The sequence below is a fragment of the Aeribacillus composti genome (assembly GCF_031760945.1).
Classification (GTDB): domain Bacteria; phylum Bacillota; class Bacilli; order Bacillales; family Aeribacillaceae; genus Aeribacillus; species Aeribacillus composti.
On record NZ_CP134501.1, the window covers coordinates 2,131,620 to 2,152,383 of the forward strand.

A 20,764-nucleotide genomic window follows, 5' to 3' on the forward strand; every position below is an offset into this window, starting at 1 on the left:
TCTGAAAGACATTACGGCACTAAAATGACTTTCAAAGATTTTTCCCCTTTTTCCATCAATTCAAATCCCTTTTCAAATTCTTCAAGCGGTAACTTATGAGTTACAACACCTTCAGTTGGGAAATCACCGTTAGCAATTCCTTCAATAACCAACGGGTAGCAATAAGGTCCTAAGTGTGATCCTAAAAGATCAAGCTCTTTACGGTCACTGATAATACTCCAGTCAACTGTTACAGGTTTGCCAAATACACTAAACTCAACAAAACGACCTAATTTTCTAATGGCAAGAAGACCTTGTTCAACGGAAGAAGGATGACCTGTAGCTTCAATGTATACATCACAACCGTAGCCGTCAGTCATATTTTTAATTTCTTGTACTACGTCAACTTTAGTCGGATTCATAACAATGTCGGCACCAAATTTTTTTGCTAACTCTAAACGATCTTCTTTTAGATCTAAAACTACTAATGTTTTGGCCCCGGATTTCTTAATTGCACCTATCATTCCTAAACCTAATGTACCGGCTCCGGAAAGTACAACGACATCTCCTAATTCAATCTGCGCACGTTGTACAGCATGTAAGCTACAAGCATATGGTTCTATTAAAATAGCTTTTTCAATTGGTAGATCTTTCGGAACCTTATGGTTAATTGCTTCTTTTGTAAACTTCATGTATTCCGCCATTCCGCCGTTTACATTGTTTTGAAATCCGTAAAGGTCATGTTTTTCACACATCCAATATTGACCACGCTTACAAAAACGGCATTCCCAGCATGGGACAATTTGTTCGGAAATTACGCGATCACCAATTTCAAAATCTGTAACAGCATCACCTTTTTGAACAATTTGTCCAATAAATTCATGTCCTGGAATCATAGGCGCTTTAATATAAGGAGGCTGTTTTTCATCTCCCCAGAAACTTGGCGCTCCATAGAATGCTTTTACATCACCGGCACAAATACCGCAAGCTTCCACTTTTACAATTATCTCTTTATCGTTTTCAATCTTGGGAGTCTCTACTTCTTCTAATCTATAATCTCCTGGTGCATAAGCAACAACTGCCTTCATTGTTTTTGGAATTTCAAAATTTTGCGATTTGTTATTAATAGCTGTTAATTTCATTATTATTTATCCCCTTTCCAAAAATTTTAATCGTCATTTAAAAGTAAATATTTACAAATAAAAGAAAAGAAAAAATGCAATCGCTTTCATTTGGTGGTTTTATTTTATCACTTACTTTTCTTTTTTGTCAATAATATTTATTTATTTTTATTTTTTGTTTCTTTATGAAAATATACTACCTTCATTTATTGACTAATAATAAAAAATGAAATAAAATGCATAAAAAAGCGAAAATTAATATTTTTTATTTTTAATATTATAAAAAAGAAAGGATGGTATTCATGTCTTTTCAAGGATATGATAAAAACTTTAACATTAAGGATAAAATTGCAATCGTAACCGGTGGTGCTAGCGGGATCGGAAAAGCAATTTCAGAACTGTTTCTTGAAAAGGGAGCAAAGGTTGCAATTTTCGATTTAAAAGAAAATGTAAGTAATATCGCAAAAGAAATTAATGATGAAAAAGCAATCGGGATTTATTGTGATGTAACAAATAATGATAGCATGGACCAAGCAATACAAATGGCGAAAAATTACTTTGGGAAAATTGATATTCTTGTAAACTGTGCTGGCATTGCTTTACTTGATGATGCTGAAAAAATTTCCGATGATTATTGGCAAAAAACGATTGACATTAATCTAACCGGTACATTTAAAATGTCACAAAAAATCGGCAATGTGATGATTGAACAAGGTTATGGGGGAAAAATTATTAATTTAGCTTCACAGGCAGCACTCATCGCATTGGATAATCATGTTGCTTACTGTGCAAGTAAAGCCGGCGTAATTGGAATGACTAAAGTTTTAGCTTATGAATGGGCACAATTTAAAATTAATGTAAACGCTATTTCCCCGACAGTTATCTTAACTGAATTAGGTAAAAAAGCATGGAGTGGTGAAAAGGGAGAAAGGGCAAAGAAAGAAATTCCACTTGGTCGCTTCGGATATCCTGAAGAAGTAGCTGCTGTTGCACTATTTTTAGCTAGTGATGCAGCAAACTTCATTACAGGGGAGAACATTGTAATAGATGGCGGTAATACAATTAAATAGGAGCATTCCTGTTAGGAAAGTTTGGTGTTATGTCAAGAAAACGGACACGTTAACAGAGAGAAATAGCTGAATTTATGCAGCTACTTTTCTCTGGTTAACGTAATATGCAGCTTCAAATTCACATGGCGATACATAGCCAAGGGCAGAATGACTTCTTTTACGATTGTAAAAGCATTCGATATACTCAAAAATGGCTTGTTTCGCTTCTTTCCGCGTGCGGAATCGCTTCAGCTAAATACACTCTTTCTTGATGAGGCTATGAAACGACTCTATACAAGCGTTGTCGTAACAGTTCCCACGTCTCGACATGCTCACTTGAAAATGATGTTCCTGTAAAAGTTGCTGATAGTCATTCGAAGCATATTGACTTCCACAATCCGAATAATGAATCACTCGTTCCGTTGGTTTTTCGTTGTTTAGAGCCCGTTGTAACGTTTTGATGACTAATTCTTTGGTCATTCGTATATCGATATACCAACCTACGATCTTTCGTGTATATAAATCTATAGCGCTCAATAAATACAACCATCCTTCATCAGTAGGAATGTACGTAATATCGGCCATCCATACTTCATTTGGAACCGTTGCTTGGAAGTTTTGTTTCAATAGATTAGAATATACGTTGTAAGGATGGTTACTGTTCGTGTGGCTTTGAATTTACGGACAGTAATGCATCTCAAGCCTTCTTCGCTCATGATTCTAGCGACCGTCTTTTGAGACACACGAATCCCTTGTTTGCGTAGTTCTTGCGTAATTTTTGGTCTTCCGTAAATCTTTCGTGACTTGAGATACTCATTTCGAATCTGTTGAGTCAGTGGACAAGGTCAAATCTACCTGCACCAGCTCGAGGACTCGTATTCCTGTAGAACGACCTTGTCCTTTTTAAGCCTATAACCTCGGTTCCGCTGCATCCAATCTTCGAATGAGTTTTTTCAAATCCCCACATCAAGTTTTATTCACTACTTGTTTTTCCTCTGTATTGATGCGTGTGAGGTATTCGTCCGTTTATTGTTGTAACTCCAGAGAATTCGTGATAATGTCCCCCTCCTGGAAGTGGAATAGCCGGTCCGGTAACGCCACTTATCTCATGCCTATGCCCATCATTGAAGGAGGTAAAGGTAAAATAACGGTGTGTATGTGGAACACCACTTGGTGCAGGTTCTGTCACACCAACAAATTTATGACTATGGCCTACATCAAAAGAAGTAACTCCGGAGAATTGGTGAACATGTACAGGCCTGCCGTCCCAAGTAGTAATATACAAGTTATGCGAGTGATGCGAATCAGAATCATCAGAATGAACCAAATAGTCGCTAACGGGTATCTCCATCGTTTTTCCCCCTTCATTCATTTTCCTCGTATCATATGATGATGGGGGTGTTGATGTGTGGGCTAGTATCAGATAGATTACCTCCCATATTTGCCTGCTAAACAAACTAACAATTTTTTCAACATTTTCATTCTTCTTTCTAAAAACGTAACTTCAAAACTCAACCGTCACTTTCATCGGAACTTCCTGTGACATGTAAACTTCTCTACAGCCTATTTCATATAACTCTTTTACGCTCTCCTTTGCTTCATCTAACGTTTCAAATTTTTTAAATGTACATCCACCGAATGACCCTTTAAAGATTACAAAATAATTCAAAAACCTCCTAATCTATTCTCTTTACTCACTGTATCCAGCTCCACTTCCAGTCCGTAAAATCAATCCTTTTCGGTCGATTGGAAAGGCACATTTCCTCCCAGTCCTGATCCGTTTAGAAATGATAATTTAAATATGTACACAAATGCTTGAATAATAATGTACAAAATTGACTTTAGATTTCATACTAATCATGAAGTGATTAGTATGTACATATCGATTAATGTCGAATCTGATTTTGAGATTATGAGTCTTGAAGACTTACCAAAATGAAAACAACTAATGGAGCATTTGAAGATGAAAATGAATAAAAGTCAATTAGCTAGAGATCTAGGTGTAAATCGTAGAACCGTTGATAAATATTTAAATGGAACATTACAGAGAAAGGAAAACCCTACCTATGTCTGATCGGCTTCTATTACCTAATTATTAAGAAAATAATCTAAAAACTTCCCGGTAGTTTTTTCTTAAAATTCCCTTTTTTATTTCTATTTGGTTCACCACCAAAAGATGTACTTGATTTTTACATTAAAATGTGATAGAGGTCTATAAACGGATACGCAAAGTAAAACGTTGGATATTTCTGTATCCATATCCTCGACGTTTAATCTGTTTTTTGCAAGAAAAAATTACAGAGTGTTGCAGTATATCTTTATCAAAATTTTGTATAAATATACATATATATGATCTATCCATCAAGAGCTTGACATGGATCCTCTGTAGCCATGATTCTTTAGCCAAGCGCCAGCTTCAACAGTTTCGGCAAAACCAAAAAAGGTTATCATGGCTCCTCCTCCATGTAAAGCCCATTGCATATCACTGAATAAGGATTTTGCAATTCTCTGCACTTTTAATTTGCAAAAAACACAAATGGGACAGCGCAGCCTCCCAACAATTTCAAGCGCGGCATCACCTCCAAATAATTCATTCCACTAAAATAAAAAAGCCCTGCCAAACGGCAAGGTTATAGCTTGTTGACAAAATGGGATAGCTGAAAAGAACCTATATGCTCTTTAAAGATGTGTTGATTAAACATCTATTCAGTTTACAAATCGAGTAACGTGGATTCAAATGATGGGACAAAGATTTTTAGTTATCGTTTTTAGAAAACCCGCCGTCTTCCAAATCTTAAGAGAAAAAGAGCAGCGATTAAGAAAAATGGGATAAATCTTCTTCTAAAGCCGGTGCGAATAAACATTCCTCCTCGTACTGGATCGACCCATTCTATTACTCCTCTATGAACCCATCCATTACGATCGATAACCTCAACTGGCTCTCCCTGATATCTCCTTAAATGTTCCACTTTATCCCTCCTTTCTGACAAGGAGATTTTTGAATATTGGTGAACGGCTAATTGCGATCCCTACTTTTAAGTTATGTTTTTAAAAAAGAGTTAGATTGGACAAACTCATCAACTATAAGAAAATTCCACAAATTATCTAATCAATACGATACCATTTAATTATATTTCCAATTTATGCAAAATGATGTGTTACATTAAAAGAGCTCAGATCTAAACCAGATCTGAGCCCAGCTTGTCAGCATTTGACCAAATTAACAACTATAACAGCTTCTCTTTAATTTCTTTTATTGTTAACCCTTCTTCTTCTTTCAACCTTTTTATTTCTTTCAATCGTTCAAGTGCTTTCACACGAGGATATCTTCTCATCAATCTGGTATCTTCCTGTTCAAAAGGAACGAGTCCCTCCTCGGTATAAAATTTAATGGTACTGTAACGAACACCAGAAAGTCGAACTAATTCACTAATACTTACAAACTCTGATTTCTTGATTTTCTCTAAACTTCTCCGTTTTGCCATTTACTTTCACCTTTTATGTTGCAGCAGATGCACTGGTAGTAATTGCAGCATCCATATTTCGAATTGCTTTATCAATAGATTTAATGGTTTCAAATACCTTTTCTTTTTTTAGTTGCTCTATTTTTCGTTTCAATTCTTTGCGCTCGAAATCAGAAAAATAATCATTTAACATTTTCTTCGCATTTAAGAACAATACTAATACAACGGTATGCTCTTCCACATTACCTTCTTCTAATAATTCAGCACGGATTTTTTCAACAATGTAATTGCGGGTGCTTGCAACATCTACATATTTTTTCTTTGGTAAGACAAACAAGATTTCGGTATTTTCCACTTTTAGAACATCTTTTTCTACAAGGCTTTCTACCACTAATTTATAAATTTCACGTTGCTTATACCAATGCTGATAAAAATAAGATGCCCAATTTTTAACTTTTTTCGGTTTTTTCGAAGTCATGATTTCTAATAAACGGTCAATGGCCTTATCTCCAGTAGGAGTAGAATCCAAGATAGTTACTGTATTATCGTCTTCAAATTGTACCTTTCCTTTTAGAGATAACTCGACTAGACAGGCCATGACTGTATAGAGTGCGATATGCTGCCGGAAAATCGATTTTAGTTTATTTGTTTCACGGTCTAAAGCTAATAATACAAATTCTTGAGGAATAGTTAAATCTTTTAACAATTGACTTACCTCCTTAAAAATGTATTTTCGATTTCCCTACTTTCTACTTACTACTTATCACTTACTACTTACTATATGTGATAAAGCAAAAAAATGCAACCCCATATTTATGATCCAGGAAGACAACCTCAACCAAAAATACTGAAGAATGATCAAATGCTTATGTAAATCGATTAGAATAATCCGGTTCAGTTATGTAAAAGTTTCAGCCAAGACGTACCATGGAATGACTTATTCCCAATTCTTTTGCCACCGCTTTGTATCCCATACCCTCTTTCAAATATAAATCCACAGCTTTCTTTTTAAACTTTCCATCATATCATAGAAAAATCCCCTCCATAGTAGACAGATTAATGGGCTTTCTTTTTTCTGTCTACTATAAGGGGATCATATCAAAAGGCCGTGCTTTTTGTTTAAAGCTTTTCTTCATAATTTAAGATGAAAACTCCTCATAGTTAAGATAAAAACGACTTGGACTACTATACGTTGCGACACATATTAGCGTTTCAATTCCTCATAGTTAAGATAAAAACCCCACAGTCCCATAGAAAATTTCTATCAAAATCATGTTTCAATTCCTCATAGTTAAGATAAAAACCCCAAAAAAAGTTGTTAAATAAGCATTTCATTTTTAATGCTTGACTGGTTATTTTTATTTTAGCGAAAAGTGGAATTTTTATCAAATCTTTGATTTGCTTGGGCTCAATGAAGATTTGAAAGAGTCGTCGATCCCCGGGGATTTTTGCCACGATTGGGGGTCGACGACTCTTTTTTATTTCCGTTTAAAACAGATTTCAAAGTTTGCCTGCCGACAATGAAATCCGTGTTTTATCAACCATTTTACCTGATCCATCCGTTTTAATAAAGTAAACATCCGGTTCATTCCCTTCTCATTCATTTGAAGGAAGAGTGAGACCATATTTAACGTTTCATTCTGGAAAAATTGGTTTAGGTCTATTCAATCGGTTCTTACGATCTAAAATAAGAACATGATCTGAAAAATGATTGGTGATTTTTTCTGTTTGAGGTGTTTCTCTTTGTACTCCAGCGGGCTTAAATACCCAAGTGTTCCATGGATTCTAATATATTAAACCAATGAACATAATCATCTAATTTCAGTTTCAACTGGTCTAAATTTTCGAAATATTTACCTTTAACAAATTCTGTTTTGATAATTTTAAAGGTTGCTTCAGCTACTGCGTTGTCATAGGGACAACCCTTCATGCTTAACGACCGATTAATCTGAAAAGTATCTAGAGCTTCATCAATTGTCTTGTTCTTGAATTCATTGCCTCTGTCTGTGTGGAATAATTGAATTTGCCGTAAATCTGCTTTCACGGTTGATCAAGATTCGATGCGTAAATATGAAGAATACACCTCATCAATTATGGAGTAATTTTTTTCAATTTTTGTGGGTGCTTTTTATTGAAAGTTAGATTTATTGTTTTCACCCACAAATATAAAACCCCTCCAACGCTTGAGCGTCAAGGGGTTTCGGGATTAATATTGAGTGATGTATTGTTCGCGCTCCCATGGGTGCACTTGAGTTCTAAACATATCCCATTCGATCTCTTTTGCTTCGACGAAATGTTCGAATAAATGGGATCCTAAAGCACTGACAATGACTTCGTTTTGTTTTAAGTTTTCAAGTGCCTCATATAATGTTGCTGGAAGGTCGACAATGCCGTTTTCGATGCGTTCTTCTTTTGTCATCACATAAATGTTGCGATCTACTGGTTTTGGCGGAGTTAATTTGTTTTTAATGCCATCGAGACCAGCTTTCAAGAGTACAGCCATGGCAAGGTATGGGTTTGCAGATGGGTCAACGCTGCGCACTTCAATACGAGTGCTCATGCCGCGAGATGCAGGAATCCGGATTAACGGGCTTCTGTTGCGGCCGGACCATGCAACATAGCAAGGAGCTTCGTAGCCAGGCACTAAACGTTTGTAAGAGTTAACAGTTGGGTTTGTCACAGCTGTAAAGCTTGTTGCATGTTTGATGACACCTGCAATGAATTGTAAAGCTGTTTCGCTTAATCCATCTTCTGTATTTGGATCGTAGAATGCATTTTCACCATTGCGGAATAAAGAAAGGTTGCAGTGCATACCTGAACCGTTGACGCCGAACAATGGTTTTGGCATGAATGTTGCGTGCAAGCCGTGTTTACGGGCAATGGTTTTCACAACAAGCTTAAATGTTTGAATGTCATCACAAGCTTTGATGGCATCTGCATATTTAAAGTCAATTTCATGCTGACCAGGTGCTACTTCGTGGTGGGAAGCTTCGATTTCGAATCCCATTTCCTCAAGTTCCAACACAATGTCGCGGCGGCAGTTCTCGCCTAAATCAGTCGGCGCAAGGTCAAAATATCCGCCATTATCATTCAATTCTAATGTTGGTTCACCCTTTTCATCCAGTTTGAATAAGAAAAATTCCGGCTCAGCACCTAAATTGAAAGCGGTAAATCCGAGCTCTTCCATTTCCTTCAGTACTCGTCTTAAGTTGTTGCGCGGATCTCCTTCAAAAGGCGTTCCATCAGGATTGTAAATATCGCAAATTAAGCGGGCAACTTTCCCTTTTTCCGCTGTCCATGGGAAAATGACAAACGTATCTAAATCAGGATACAGATACATATCAGATTCCTCAATGCGGACAAAGCCTTCAATCGATGATCCGTCAAACATCATTTTGTTATTCAACGCTTTTTCTAATTGGGAAACAGGAATTTCAACGTTTTTAATCGTTCCCAAAATGTCAGTGAACTGTAGGCGGATAAATTTTACGTTTTCTTCTTGGACTAAACGAATAATATCTTCTTTTGTGTACTTTGGCATATTATTTCTCCTCTCATATATAAAAAATAAATTTAGATAGCGATATTATCAATGAAAGAACCGTGAAAGGTCTCCTTGTCTTAATGTTGCACGGTTCATTCTTCCAGCATGGAGAAGTTCTTCCTTTAATAGTTTGCGAAGTTCGGCATCAGATAAATCTGATTTTTCTTTTGCCAATGAGGATCTTTCGGAAGTTTGTCTTTCTTGTTCGTTTTCTTTATACGCAAATATTTGCTTAATACCTGCCATATTGACACCCTGCTCAATCAACGATTTAATTTCAAGCAATCTATCGACATCATTGAAGGAAAATAACCGGCGATTGCCTTCCGTTCTCGCAGGGGAAATAAGACCATGTTCTTCATAATATCTTATTTGTCTGGCAGATAGTTCCGTCAGCTGTTTTACGATGCTAATTGGAAACAACGGCATGGAACGGCGGTCTTGATCATTCATGCTCTTTTAGCCCCTCCTTCCTTTTGCTTATCTACATTATAGATGAATGTAAGATATCATGTCAATATAATGTCATAAAATTTAACATGGTTTTTTATACAAGGAAAACTTTATCGTTTGACAGCCCATTTAACGAATCGAGAATTGGCAAATATGATCGGAACTACCCTAGAAACCGTAAGCAGAACGCTGAACCAGATGAAATGTTTTTTTATAGTTCGACTAATCGTTTTTCTATTAATTCATTGACGGCATGGAAAATAGCGATTTTGACATGTTCAAACGTCAAGCCTCCCTGCACATATGCCACATATGGAGGACGAATCGGTCCATCCGCTGAAAGCTCGATGCTGGAGCCTTGGACAAAAGTCCCGGCCGCCATGATGACTTGATCGCTATAACCCGGCATTTCATTTGGAACCGGTGTTACATGTGAGTTTATGGGCGATGCAGATTGAATCGCTTGGCAAAACGCAATCATCATATCTGCATTATCAAACTGAACGGACTGAACTAGATCTGATCTTTTCTCATTCCAGCTAGGATTGACTCGCAACCCGATTTCTTCCAGCATTGCAGCGGTAAAAATCGCTCCTTTTAGCGCTTGTCCAACAACATGCGGAGCGAGAAAAATACCTTGAAACATCTCATGAAGACTGTAAAGCATTGCACCGGCTTCCCTTCCGATACCAGGCGAAGTGAGCCGGTACGCGCAAGCTTCCACGAGCTCTTCTTTTCCAACGATGTATCCTCCCGTTTTCACAAGCCCTCCTCCAGGATTTTTTATAAGAGAGCCTGCAATAAGATCAGCACCTGCATGTCCCGGCTCCTGATCTTCGGTAAACTCACCGTAGCAATTATCGACAAAAACAACAATTTTTTCATTGATTGATTTGATGAAAGAAACCATTTCCTTAATTTCCTGAATGGAAAATGACGGTCTGACATCATATCCTCTAGAACGCTGAATTCCGATCATTTTTGTTTTATCACTGATTGCCGCTTTTACTCGGTCAAAATCAACTCGTCCTTCAGAAGTCAGATCAATTGTTTGATAAGAAATGCCAAATTCTTTTAAAGAGCCTGTCCCCTTTCCGCGGATACCGACAATTTCTTCAAGCGTATCATACGGCTTGCCGGTAATATAGATGAGTTCATCACCGGGCCTTAATACGCCGAAGAGAGCCGTTGAAATGGCGTGTGTACCAGAAATGATTTGCGGCCGGACAAGTCCTTTTTCACATCCAAAAATATCAGCATAAACATCTTCCAATGTATCCCTGCCGATATCATCATATCCGTATCCTGTTGAGGGAATAAAATGGGAATCGCTCACCCGATGCTTTTGAAAGCTTCTGAGCACGCGAAGCTGATTTACTTCCACTACTTTGTCAATTTCTTCGTGAAATGGTTTTATTTTTTTTTCTACTTTTTGAGCTATCTCCATAATTTTTTTTCCATGTGTAAAATATTGAAACATCTGTAAAACCCTTTCTACTTATTCTTCATAATTTGATCATATACTGGATGGTCGCGAAACACTAGACCAGAAACGATATAGTGCTGATTTTGTTCGTCAAATTGCAAGGTTGAAACGAGCGTATTTGCTTTTAACAACGATAGACGTTTCCCATCACCTGTTGGAACGGAGACAACGTAAGGATGCATTTTTTTCTTTAATTTTTCTTCAATAGCTGTTTTTAACCGTTCTATATCTTCGTCACAAAAAGCAGAAATGACAATATAGTCTTCCTTTAAAGAAGGAAAGAAATGCTCTAGTTGTTGATCTTTTTTATTGTACACTGTTAAAACAGGCAATCCGTCCGTTCCTAATTCTTTTAATAATTCATTCACAGTGTTTTCATGCTGAATATAGTCAGGATGAGAGCTGTCGACGATATGTAAAAGCAAATCTGCTTCCTTTATTTCTTCTAACGTAGAACGAAAAGCAGCGATAAGGCTTGTTGGCAGCTGCTGGATAAAGCCGACAGTATCAGTCATGAGCACCTTCATGCCGGATGGGAGAAACATTTTCCTTGTCATAGGATCCAATGTGGCAAACACCATATCCTCCTGAAATGAATCAGCAGCTGTCAGCTTATTGAACAGCGTTGACTTTCCTGCGTTGGTATAGCCAACAAGAGCGATTTGAGTTTGATGATTACTCTTTCTTTGCGAACGATAACGCTCGCGATGGGAAACAATATGGGACAGCTGTTGTTTTATATCGTGAATGCGATTTCGGATGTGCCTTTGATCCGTTTCAAGCTTCGTTTCTCCCGGACCTCTTGTCCCGATTCCTCCTCCTTGCCGAGATAGATTCAATCCATGTCCCGAAAGTCTCGGAAGCAAATATTCAAGCTGTGCCAGCTCAACTTGAAGTTTCCCTTCTCTTGACTTCGCCCTTTTTGAAAAAATGTCCAAAATTAGCTGAGTCCGATCGATCACTTTTACCTCTAACAGACGAGCTAAATTTCGCAGCTGGCTGGGCGACAGCTCATTATTGAAAATAACGGTATTTGCCTCTGTCGTTTCGATAAGCTGTTTAATCTCATAAACTTTTCCTTTTCCAATATATGTAGATGGTTCGGCCCTCAATCGATTTTGTGTGCAAACAGCTGCGACTTGGCCGCCCGCAGCAGCCGTGAGCGATTTCAGCTCTTCCATTAAATAAAAAAACTGTTCTTCATCGGTTTCCATGAACTTGACGCCAACGAGAATCACCTGTTCTTTCTCTTCCACTCGTCTTCTTCCTCCAATTATGCTGCAAATTTATAAGCTATGCGTTATGAATTAAACCTTCGATAAACGGTTCAATGATAAGGTTATCAAATTTAAATCATCTTTAGTGCACTTTAAGACAAAAGAAACGTATTGAATTCAAAAGTAAGATGATCAAACTCAATTCATCTTCAGCACATTTCAAAACAAAACGTACAGAGTTCAAATTCAAATCATCTTCAGCACACTTCAACACTAGAAACGTTTCTAAGTTCAAAATTAGGATACAAACTCCAATCATTCTTTAGCGCACTTCAAGACAATAACGTACTCTGTTCAAAGGTAGGATCATTTAGCACATTTCAACTTTAGAAACATTATTAAGTTCAAAGGTAGGATGATCAAACTCAATTCATCTTCAGCACATTTCAAAACAAAACGTACTGAGTTCAAATCCAAATCATCTTCAGCACACTTCAACACTAGAAACGTTTCTAAGTTCAAAATTAGGATACAAACTCCAATCATCCTTAGCGCACTTCAAGATTAGAAACGTTTCTAAGTTCAAAATTAGGACTCAACTAAATCATCTTCAGTATGCTTTAAAAACAGAAACGTATTGAGTCAAAATAATGATTACCAAACTTAAATCATCAACGCACTTCAACACTAGAAAAACTTATTGAGTCAACGTTAAGAGTATCAAATTCTAATCGTTTCAGCCAATTAAATTCTTTTCTAAACTATGTGAGAAAAATAAACGAATTTGTGTAAATTATGTGCAGCAATGAAACAGGAGCTTTCTTCAAAGCCCATTTAAATAAAGATTTATCAATCAATTCTTTTCAATAATCAAGCAAAGCAGCCTAGGGGCTGCTTATACGTTTAATATTAAATCTTCTTCTTTTACAAGAAGCAAATCTTCCTTGCCAAACTTATCAGAAAGCAGGAGCCTCATTGCCTGTGCCCGTATAGATTTTTCGATAATGTTGCGAACATATCTTCCATTTGAAAAGTTCGTTGGGTGAGTCGCATATTTCACTTTTAGCAAATGCTCTTTCAATTTGCATTCAGCTCCATGGCTAAATCGATACTCTTTGTCCTTCATCATTAATTTTGCTATTTCCATCAGCTCATCGACTGAATAGTCTGGGAAATCAACTACGATCGGAAAACGGGATTCGAGTCCGGGATTTAAAGATAAAAAACGATCCATTTCCCTTGGATATCCAGCTAAAATTAACACAAAATCATGCTGTCTGTCTTCCATATGTTTGACAAGGGTGTCAATTGCTTCTTTTCCGAAATCTTTTTCTCCTCCGCGGGCTAAACTGTATGCCTCATCAATAAAAAGAATTCCGCCAAGTGATTTTTTGATCAAATCGCGCGTTTTTTGTGCTGTATGGCCGATATATTCACCTACTAAATCAGCCCGCTCCGCTTCAATTAAGTGCCCTTTCGATAAAACATTCATTTGGAAAAAAAGCTTTCCAATCAATCGCGCGATCGTTGTTTTTCCCGTTCCGGGATTCCCTTTAAACAGCATATGAAGCGCTTGCCTTCCGGTTTTTAACCCCTGTTCTTCTCTTTTTTTATTCACAAAAATCCATGCATATATTTCCTTTAATAATCTTTTCACTTCTTCCATTCCAACTAATGCGCCCATCTCCTGTTCAATCTCTTTTAATACACTGTGTTCGACAGCCGCTTTGGAAATGGAAAGATCATATGTCGCGATTTTTTCCTTTTTACCTTCAAGTTCAGTTTTGCTCTGTCCTAAGACAATATTCATTTGGCCGTTATTTTTGAAGGTGACCGCTCGCTCCACAGGCTTCACCTCATTTTTATATTTATCTTCTAAATTACATCTACTTTGTTTAAAGGAACATGTCATGGAAAAAGGTTGTTATTATTAATATTTATGCTGAAAGCCAAGTAGTACAAACCTTCTTTTCATCTATGTCTTAATAAAAACTAAGCAGTATTTTTCTGAAGCCTGGGTGGCTTGCGGCCTGGACAAGTACAGATTCTAGGACAGGTCAGTTAAATATTAGCGAAGGGCAAAAATAACGACCATTCAAATTATCTGCGTTTAGCCGATAATTAGGAAAACATGGATTGCAGATAGAAAATACCTGACATCTCGGAACCGCTGCCACGAAACCTTTCCTTCTCATGAAAAAACCGGAGATCATCTCCGGTTTTTTCGTCATGCTTCAATGTCAATTTGTACATTTCTTTGCGGTGCAAATGTTGAGATCGCATGCTTGTAAATGAGCTGCTGTTTGCCCTCTGATTCGATGAGGACCGTAAAATTATCAAATGCTTTTACTTGTCCTCTAATTTGGAAACCGTTTAATAAAAACACGGTCACGTAAGTGCCATCTTTTCGTAACTGATTTAACACTTGATCTTGAATGTTTATCGGTTGCTTCATCATTCGTCCTCCTCATATCCTCTATATTTATTATTTCTTCTCAGAAAGAAGCTTTCCTGCTATATAATGAAAAATTTCACTAACTTTTTCTTCCATCGAGACAGGTGGAGTCATATCAAACCATTTGACATTCATTTTGTTTCGAAACCATGTTAGTTGCCTTTTCGCATATCTTCTTGTGTTTTTTTTCAACGTTTCAATTGCTTCTGCAAGAGAAGCCTTGCCATCAAAAAAATCGTATAATTCTTTATATCCAATCGCCTGCGCAGATTGTACACCGCGAACTCCAGAATCATACAGTGATTTTGCTTCTTCAATCAAACCTTCCTCAATCATTTCGTCAACTCTTTTATCAATGCGTTGATACAATACATCGCGGTCCATCGTAAGGCCGATAATGGCAGTATGATAGCGCTCATTTGCTTCATGCGTCTTTATATGCTCGCTCATTTTTTTTCCTGTTTTATAGTAAATTTCTAAAGCACGGATGACTCTCCTAGCATTGTTTGGATGAATTCGTTCTGCACTGTCAGGGTCGATTTCCTGTAAACGCTCGTGTAATGCTAAATTCCCATGCTCATGCAAAAAATTTTCCAGTTCTTTTCTTATTTCAGGGTCAGATTGAATATCGGAAAATTGGTAATCATCATATAGAACCGCTTGAATGTACAAGCCTGTTCCCCCAACAATCATCGGCATTTTTCCGCGCTTAGTTATCGAGGCAATTGCTTTTCTCGCAAGCTTTTGAAACTCGGCAACGGAGAATTCTTCCGAAGGATTCTTTAAGTCAATTAAATGATGGGGGATTCCTTCCATTTCATGCTCTTTTATCTTTGCTGTTCCGATATCCATTCCTTTATAAATCTGCATGGAATCGCCGCTGATAATTTCGCCGTTTAATTTTTTGGCTAATTCAATGCTTAGTTTCGTCTTTCCGACAGCAGTTGGGCCAATTAAAACAACAAGTCTATCCTTTTCTTCTTCCATATTGACCACACTTTCAAAAAATACTCACTGTTTCATCGTATCATGATTTTTAAGAAAACACCAATGTATTATACCCTTTTTCATCATAGAGTATACTCTTTTCAATTGATTTCATATTCTCTTTATACTGCTCTAATCCGAAAAAAACAACTCTTGTCCAATCATTGCTCTCATCTCCATTTACCTCATAACTTGACAACGATCTTTTACATGCAGCAGAAAACTATTACATAACCCTCTTAAACATTTTTTCGAGCTCATAGGTGGAAAAATGAATGATGATCGGCCGGCCATGAGGGCAAGTAAATGGATCTGACGCTTTTCTTAGCGATTCTAGTAACGCGAATATTTCTTCATTGTTTAAATATTGATTCGCTTTAATTGATCCTTTGCAGCTCATCATGATGGCTGCATCTTCTCTAAGCTTGTGGATATCCGTCTTTTTTTCATTAAGCACCTGCTGGATCAGCTCTTCAATAATTTCTTTTTCTTCACCTTGCGGAAACCATGTTGGATGAGATCGAATGATATAGGTGTTCGGTCCAAAATTCTCCAAAAACACTCCGACCTCAGCCAGCTCTTCTTTATGCTCTTCGATCACCATGACTTCATCAGAGGAAAAGCTCAGTGTTAGGGGAACAAGCATTTCCTGCACTTCGCTCGCCACTTCCCCAACTTTTTCGCGAAAATATTCATATTTGATTCTTTCTTGGGCAGCATGCTGATCGATTATATATAATCCTTTTTCATTTTGCGCCAAAATGTAAGTGCCGTGCATCTGTCCAATTGGATACATTGGAGGAACTCGGCTTTCATCCAACCTATTATTGTCCGAAACCTTCTCTTCATGTTCTTCGTTGTTATTTGGCAAATACTCTTGTACTTCAGTTTCTCCATCGACAACTTTAGGTTCAGCTATTTTTTCAGAGGAAAAGGATTGTTGCTGCTCTTCATCCGCTCCTCTATGATCAATCGAATACAAATCATCTTCTTTCCATTGATTATCAGCCGTTTTTGGTTGAAACGTCCATTCTGGATCCTGTTTTTCCTCATTGATCAGATGTTCAAATTGGATCTCCTGCTGCACGTTTACCGGGTGCTCTTTTTTCTTTTTGACTGTATCAGAGGTTGGGATAAGCTCTTTTTTCTTAAATGCATCCTGGATGCCTTTTGCGATGACTTCAAATAATTCCGCTTCTTTGCTGATTCTGACCTCCAGTTTGGCAGGATGAACATTTACGTCCACTAAGATCGGATCCATTTCAATATGAAGATAGACGACCGGAAAACGCCCTATAGGCAGGAGCGTATGGTACCCTTCTTCCACCGCCTTCGTAATGGAATGATTTTTAATAAATCTCCCGTTGATCATCGTAGAAATATAGTTTTTGGATGCTCTTGTCACTTCCGGCAACGATAAATAGCCGCGTATGTCAAAATCAAGCGAACGGAAATGGACTGGAAACATTTTTTTCGCAATGGGAACCCCGTAAATCGCTGCAAGAACTTGCCGTACATCTCCTTTGCCGTTCGTATATAGAAGTCGCCGGCCGTTATGCGTAAATTTAAACGATATGTTTGGATAGCTCAGCGCAAGACGATTGACTATGTCGGTTATTCTCCCAAGCTCCGTATTCAAGCTTTTCATATACTTCAATCGCGCCGGCGTATTGAAAAACAGGTTCGTGACCGTAATGTCCGTTCCTTTTCGACTTGATGCTGTCTCTTTTGCTGTTACCTTCCCGCCGATTAAAGTAATTTTCGTCCCGGGTTTATCCCCAGTGCTAGTTTTCATTTCCAGATGAGAAACGGCGGCAATCGAAGGCAGCGCTTCGCCTCGGAAGCCGAGAGTTCGGATGCGGAATAAATCCGCTTCATCTTTAATTTTGCTTGTTGCATGCCGCTTAAACGCCTTTTCGCAATCATCTGGCTCCATTCCGTCCCCATTGTCCACGACGCGAATTTTGCTCAAACCGCCTTCTTCCGCCTCAATTTCAATCACTGTGCTGTTTGCATCAATCGCATTTTCGACTAGTTCTTTCACAACAGAAGCCGGCCGCTCCACGACTTCCCCAGCGGCAATTTTGTTGGATAAACTAGCATCCATAAGGATGATTTTTCCCATCATCATCACCTATTTCAATTTCTTTTGGATGTCATACAGTGTGTTTAATGCTTCAAGAGGCGTCATATCCAATAGATCTAAGGAAGAAATGATGGAGAGCACCTCTTTTTCCTTTGATGAAAGCTTTTTCCCTGCCGGCTCTTTTTTCTTCTCTGCTATTTCATCGCCGAATAAAGAAAGCTGGCTTGGCTCCGCAGAATACTCGATGCTCCGTTCCACCGAATGCTCGATGACGGATGGTGTATGTTTCTCTTTCTGATTGTCTCCTTCCAGCTTGCTCAATATTTCTTTTGCCCTTTGGATAAGAATTTCAGGAAGTTCCGCAAGCTCAGCAACATGAATTCCGTAGCTTTGATCAGCCGCCCCTTCATCCACTTTATGGAGAAAAACAACCTTTCCGTTTTCCTCTATTGCCTTAACATGGACGTTCTGCACATTTTGCAATTCATCTCCAAGCACAGTTAATTCGTGATAATGGGTCGAGAACAATGTTTTGGCTCCGATGTGGTCGTGAATGTATTCGATTATCGCTTGAGCAAGCGCCATGCCGTCATATGTCGATGTCCCGCGCCCGATTTCGTCAAATAAAATCAAGCTTTGATTCGTGGCATGTACAATCGCATTTTTGGCTTCCAGCATTTCCACCATAAACGTACTTTGCCCTGATACTAAATCGTCAGCCGCTCCAATTCTAGTAAAAATTTGGTCAAAGATCGGCAGAACCGCTTCACTGGCAGGGACAAAGCAGCCGATTTGCGCCAAAACAGCCGTTAAAGCAATTTGCCGCATGTACGTACTTTTTCCTGACATGTTTGGACCGGTGATTAAAAGAATGTTCCTTCCTTCTTTCATCCAGCAATCATTCGGAACATAGTTTTCGGATTCCATCACTTTTTCTACGACTGGATGACGACCGTCTTTTATGTAAAGCTCGGAGTCGGAAAAGGACGGTTTCGTATAATGTCGTTCTTCGCTGATTACAGCAAAGCATTGCAGGCAGTCAAGCTCGGCAATCTTTTTAGCCAAGAGCTGCAATCTAGGAATATATTGCTTTACTTCGTCGCGAATTTGCACGAACAATTCATACTCAAGATCAACGATTTTTTCTTCCGCTTCTAAAATCAACGCTTCTTTCTCTTTCAGCTCTGGTGTCACATAACGTTCGGCATTGGCCAGCGTCTGTTTCCGTTCATATCTTCCTTCATCCAAAAGATGAAGATTCGCTTTCGTTACTTCAATATAATATCCAAACACTTTGTTGTAGCCGATTTTAAGCGATTTAATTCCTGTCAGCTCTCTTTCTCTTTTTTCCAGCTCTGCTATCCACGTTTTTCCGTTTCTCGCTGCATCTCTGTAGCGATCCAATTCTTCGTTAAATCCGTCCTTAATGATGTTCCCCTCTTTGACTGAAATCGGCGGGTTTTCGATGATCGCTTTTTGAAGCAACTCCTTCAAGCTTTCACAAGGATCAATTTCTTTTTTTATTTGCTCCGAATCAGCAATTCCTAACGAAGCAACGATTGAGCGGATCTCAGGAATTTTTTCAAGCGACTTTTTCAATTGAATCAGATCTCTTGCATTTGCATTTCCGAACGCAATTTTTCCTGACAGTCTTTCTAAGTCGTATACTTCCTTCAGCAATTCCCTTAGTTCTTCTCTTTCGATATAGCGGTCGATCAACATTCCAACGATATTTTGCCGCTTTTCAATTTCTTTTTTGTCAATAAGCGGACGGTCAATCCATTGCTTCAGCAGACGCGCGCCCATAGCTGTTTTCGTCTCATCTAACAGCCAAAGAAGAGAGCCTTTTTTTCCTTTCGACCGAATCGTCTCGGTCAGCTCCAAATTTCTTTTCGAGTACATATCAATTTTTAAATATTGATTTAATTGATAAAACTCCACCTTTTGCAAATGCTCAAGCGTCCGTTTTTGCGTCCGTTCTAAATAGTTGTATAGCCTTGCAAACGTTATTTTCAGCCGCTGATCTTGCAAATGTCCTGCAATGCTGTCTAATTTTTCAAGATAAGCTGCGTCTTTTTCAATCGAAAATGTCACAGGCTGTCTTTCTAATATCATTTTTTTTAGTTTCTCAGGAAAATCATCTGCCACTACAATCTCTTTCACTTGGCGGGAATAAAGCTCTCCCAAGCAGTCCTCCATTGTGGAGAGAAGGGTGACATATGATTCCCCTGTCGTAATATCTGTCAAAGCTAAGCCGAAAAGCGCTTCAAAGACCGTAACGGAAGCAATATATTGGTTGTCTTTCTCGCCTAGCCCTTTTCCTTCCATTAATGTCCCTGGTGTAATGAGCTGAACGACTTCCCGCTTCACAACACCTTTTGCTTGTTTCGGATCTTCTGTTTGTTCACAAATTGCCACCTTATAGCCCTTTTCAATGAGCTGTTCGATGTAGCTTGAGGCTGAGTGATACGGCACCCCGCACATTGGGATTCTTTCCTCGCCCCCGCCATCACGGCTTGTTAACGTAATTTCCAATTCTTGAGAAGCCTTGATGGCATCCTCAAAAAACATTTCATAAAAATCGCCTAAACGAAAAAATAAAAAGGCATCCTGATAGTCTGCCTTGATGTTTAAATATTGCTGTATCATTGGCGTGTATTGTGCCATGTTCATCCCCCGACTGTATGTAAAAGTTAACATCTTTTATTATAGCACAAACTCTTTATTCCGAAAAAAACTTATTCGCTCAAATAACCTATGACAAAACAATAAAACTAAAAAGCACATACATGATTATTCGCAAATTTGTTTATTGCGTCAACCTTTGACATAAATGTTCATGATTAATGGCGGATTTGTTTATTCCTTTAAACTTTTGACATAAAAAATTAAGAAACAGGTGCGTGATTATCGCAAATTAGTT

General features: G+C 38.2%; 18 protein-coding genes and 3 pseudogenes. 3 read left to right on the forward strand and 18 right to left on the reverse strand.

Annotated elements, in window-relative coordinates; genetic code table 11:
• Positions 1–11 precede the first annotated feature (11 nt).
• Positions 12–1,121 carry an MDR/zinc-dependent alcohol dehydrogenase-like family protein gene (locus tag RI196_RS10260; RefSeq protein ID WP_311066205.1) on the reverse strand — a complete coding sequence of 370 codons (1,110 nt, stop codon included), beginning with the start codon at positions 1,119–1,121 and terminating at the stop codon, positions 12–14.
• 281 nt (positions 1,122–1,402) lie between these two features.
• On the opposite strand from RI196_RS10260, the gene RI196_RS10265 reads away from it, so the two are divergent.
• On the forward strand, positions 1,403–2,170 hold the full coding sequence (locus RI196_RS10265; RefSeq protein WP_311066206.1) for an SDR family oxidoreductase: 768 nt from the start codon (positions 1,403–1,405) through the stop codon (positions 2,168–2,170).
• A 72-nt stretch (positions 2,171–2,242) separates the two neighbouring features.
• Here RI196_RS10265 and RI196_RS18580 read toward each other — a convergent pair whose 3' ends face one another.
• The 5 genes from RI196_RS18580 to RI196_RS10275 form a co-directional block, all read right to left on the reverse strand.
• Positions 2,243–2,401 (reverse strand): IS3 family transposase, encoded by a 159-nt coding sequence (locus tag RI196_RS18580; RefSeq protein ID WP_130157903.1) that lies wholly within the window; start codon positions 2,399–2,401, stop codon positions 2,243–2,245.
• Positions 2,402–2,776, reverse strand: coding sequence for an IS3 family transposase (locus RI196_RS18585; protein WP_375338749.1), 375 nt, complete (start codon positions 2,774–2,776; stop codon positions 2,402–2,404). It abuts the gene before it with no gap.
• Entirely contained in the window at positions 2,773–2,985 is a 213-nt protein-coding gene (locus tag RI196_RS18590) for a helix-turn-helix domain-containing protein (RefSeq protein WP_375338813.1), read from the reverse strand. The genes RI196_RS18585 and RI196_RS18590 overlap by 4 nt, the downstream gene beginning before the upstream one ends.
• A 137-nt stretch (positions 2,986–3,122) precedes the next feature.
• Complete coding sequence (locus tag RI196_RS10270) at positions 3,123–3,500, reverse strand: YmaF family protein (protein ID WP_311066207.1); 378 nt, start codon at positions 3,498–3,500, stop codon at positions 3,123–3,125.
• A 153-nt stretch (positions 3,501–3,653) separates the two neighbouring features.
• Entirely contained in the window at positions 3,654–3,818 is a 165-nt protein-coding gene (locus RI196_RS10275) for a hypothetical protein (RefSeq protein ID WP_311066208.1), read from the reverse strand.
• A gap of 204 nt (positions 3,819–4,022) precedes the next feature.
• Here RI196_RS10275 and RI196_RS10280 point away from each other — a divergent pair.
• A pseudogene (locus tag RI196_RS10280) lies at positions 4,023–4,187 on the forward strand (IS21 family transposase); the annotation flags it as partial.
• 1,189 nt (positions 4,188–5,376) lie between these two features.
• On the opposite strand, the gene RI196_RS10285 reads toward RI196_RS10280, so the two are convergent.
• From RI196_RS10285 to RI196_RS10305, 5 genes and pseudogenes are all read right to left on the reverse strand, one after another.
• The gene (locus tag RI196_RS10285) at positions 5,377–5,634 is read right to left on the reverse strand and encodes a helix-turn-helix domain-containing protein (RefSeq protein WP_063386746.1); all 258 of its coding nucleotides are present in this window, start codon (positions 5,632–5,634) and stop codon (positions 5,377–5,379) included.
• Positions 5,635–5,647: 13 nt separating this feature from the next.
• Positions 5,648–6,319, reverse strand: coding sequence for a GOLPH3/VPS74 family protein (locus RI196_RS10290; protein ID WP_311066209.1), 672 nt, complete (start codon positions 6,317–6,319; stop codon positions 5,648–5,650).
• A gap of 976 nt (positions 6,320–7,295) precedes the next feature.
• Positions 7,296–7,657, reverse strand: a pseudogene (locus RI196_RS10295) (transposase); the annotation flags it as partial.
• Between the two features lie 162 nt (positions 7,658–7,819).
• Positions 7,820–9,154, reverse strand: coding sequence for a type I glutamate--ammonia ligase (glnA, locus tag RI196_RS10300; RefSeq protein WP_311066210.1), 1,335 nt, complete (start codon positions 9,152–9,154; stop codon positions 7,820–7,822).
• A gap of 48 nt (positions 9,155–9,202) precedes the next feature.
• Positions 9,203–9,610, reverse strand: coding sequence for a MerR family transcriptional regulator (locus RI196_RS10305; RefSeq protein ID WP_130158320.1), 408 nt, complete (start codon positions 9,608–9,610; stop codon positions 9,203–9,205).
• 99 nt (positions 9,611–9,709) lie between these two features.
• On the opposite strand from RI196_RS10305, the pseudogene RI196_RS10310 reads away from it, so the two are divergent.
• Positions 9,710–9,814: pseudogene (locus RI196_RS10310) on the forward strand (helix-turn-helix domain-containing protein); the annotation flags it as partial.
• 7 nt (positions 9,815–9,821) lie between these two features.
• Here RI196_RS10310 and RI196_RS10315 read toward each other — a convergent pair.
• The 7 genes from RI196_RS10315 to mutS all read right to left on the reverse strand — a co-directional run bounded on the left by RI196_RS10315 (position 9,822) and on the right by mutS (position 20,508).
• Positions 9,822–11,090 (reverse strand): methionine gamma-lyase family protein, encoded by a 1,269-nt coding sequence (locus tag RI196_RS10315; RefSeq protein WP_311066211.1) that lies wholly within the window; start codon positions 11,088–11,090, stop codon positions 9,822–9,824.
• Between the two features lie 14 nt (positions 11,091–11,104).
• Positions 11,105–12,310 carry a GTPase HflX gene (gene hflX, locus RI196_RS10320; protein WP_311067346.1) on the reverse strand — a complete coding sequence of 402 codons (1,206 nt, stop codon included), beginning with the start codon at positions 12,308–12,310 and terminating at the stop codon, positions 11,105–11,107.
• Positions 12,311–13,208: 898 nt separating this feature from the next.
• Positions 13,209–14,123: a stage V sporulation protein K gene (gene spoVK / locus RI196_RS10325; protein WP_232515765.1), complete on the reverse strand. Its 915-nt coding sequence runs from the start codon at positions 14,121–14,123 to the stop codon at positions 13,209–13,211.
• 417 nt (positions 14,124–14,540) lie between these two features.
• Positions 14,541–14,768, reverse strand: a complete 228-nt coding sequence (gene hfq, locus RI196_RS10330; RefSeq protein ID WP_066246428.1) for an RNA chaperone Hfq — start codon at positions 14,766–14,768, stop codon at positions 14,541–14,543.
• Between the two features lie 30 nt (positions 14,769–14,798).
• On the reverse strand, positions 14,799–15,755 hold the full coding sequence (gene miaA, locus RI196_RS10335; RefSeq protein ID WP_311066212.1) for a tRNA (adenosine(37)-N6)-dimethylallyltransferase MiaA: 957 nt from the start codon (positions 15,753–15,755) through the stop codon (positions 14,799–14,801).
• Positions 15,756–15,981: 226 nt separating this feature from the next.
• Complete coding sequence (gene mutL / locus RI196_RS10340) at positions 15,982–17,880, reverse strand: DNA mismatch repair endonuclease MutL (protein WP_311066213.1); 1,899 nt, start codon at positions 17,878–17,880, stop codon at positions 15,982–15,984.
• Positions 17,881–17,889: 9 nt separating this feature from the next.
• Positions 17,890–20,508, reverse strand: coding sequence for a DNA mismatch repair protein MutS (gene mutS, locus RI196_RS10345; protein ID WP_311066214.1), 2,619 nt, complete (start codon positions 20,506–20,508; stop codon positions 17,890–17,892).
• Positions 20,509–20,764: the final 256 nt, after the last annotated feature.

Coding starts and splice junctions, on each gene's coding strand:
- miaA (WP_311066212.1), bottom strand. CDS start 15,755: ATGGAAGAAGAAAAGGATAGACTTGTTGTTTTAATTGGCCCAACTGCT.
- RI196_RS10265 (WP_311066206.1), top strand. CDS start 1,403: ATGTCTTTTCAAGGATATGATAAAAACTTTAACATTAAGGATAAAATT.
- mutL (WP_311066213.1), bottom strand. CDS start 17,880: ATGGGAAAAATCATCCTTATGGATGCTAGTTTATCCAACAAAATTGCC.
- spoVK (WP_232515765.1), bottom strand. CDS start 14,123: ATGAATATTGTCTTAGGACAGAGCAAAACTGAACTTGAAGGTAAAAAG.
- glnA (WP_311066210.1), bottom strand. CDS start 9,154: ATGCCAAAGTACACAAAAGAAGATATTATTCGTTTAGTCCAAGAAGAA.
- RI196_RS10270 (WP_311066207.1), bottom strand. CDS start 3,500: ATGGAGATACCCGTTAGCGACTATTTGGTTCATTCTGATGATTCTGAT.
- RI196_RS10285 (WP_063386746.1), bottom strand. CDS start 5,634: ATGGCAAAACGGAGAAGTTTAGAGAAAATCAAGAAATCAGAGTTTGTA.
- RI196_RS10305 (WP_130158320.1), bottom strand. CDS start 9,610: ATGAATGATCAAGACCGCCGTTCCATGCCGTTGTTTCCAATTAGCATC.
- RI196_RS10260 (WP_311066205.1), bottom strand. CDS start 1,121: ATGAAATTAACAGCTATTAATAACAAATCGCAAAATTTTGAAATTCCA.
- mutS (WP_311066214.1), bottom strand. CDS start 20,508: ATGGCACAATACACGCCAATGATACAGCAATATTTAAACATCAAGGCA.
- hflX (WP_311067346.1), bottom strand. CDS start 12,310: ATGGAAACCGATGAAGAACAGTTTTTTTATTTAATGGAAGAGCTGAAA.
- hfq (WP_066246428.1), bottom strand. CDS start 14,768: ATGAAGCAACCGATAAACATTCAAGATCAAGTGTTAAATCAGTTACGA.
- RI196_RS10315 (WP_311066211.1), bottom strand. CDS start 11,090: ATGTTTCAATATTTTACACATGGAAAAAAAATTATGGAGATAGCTCAA.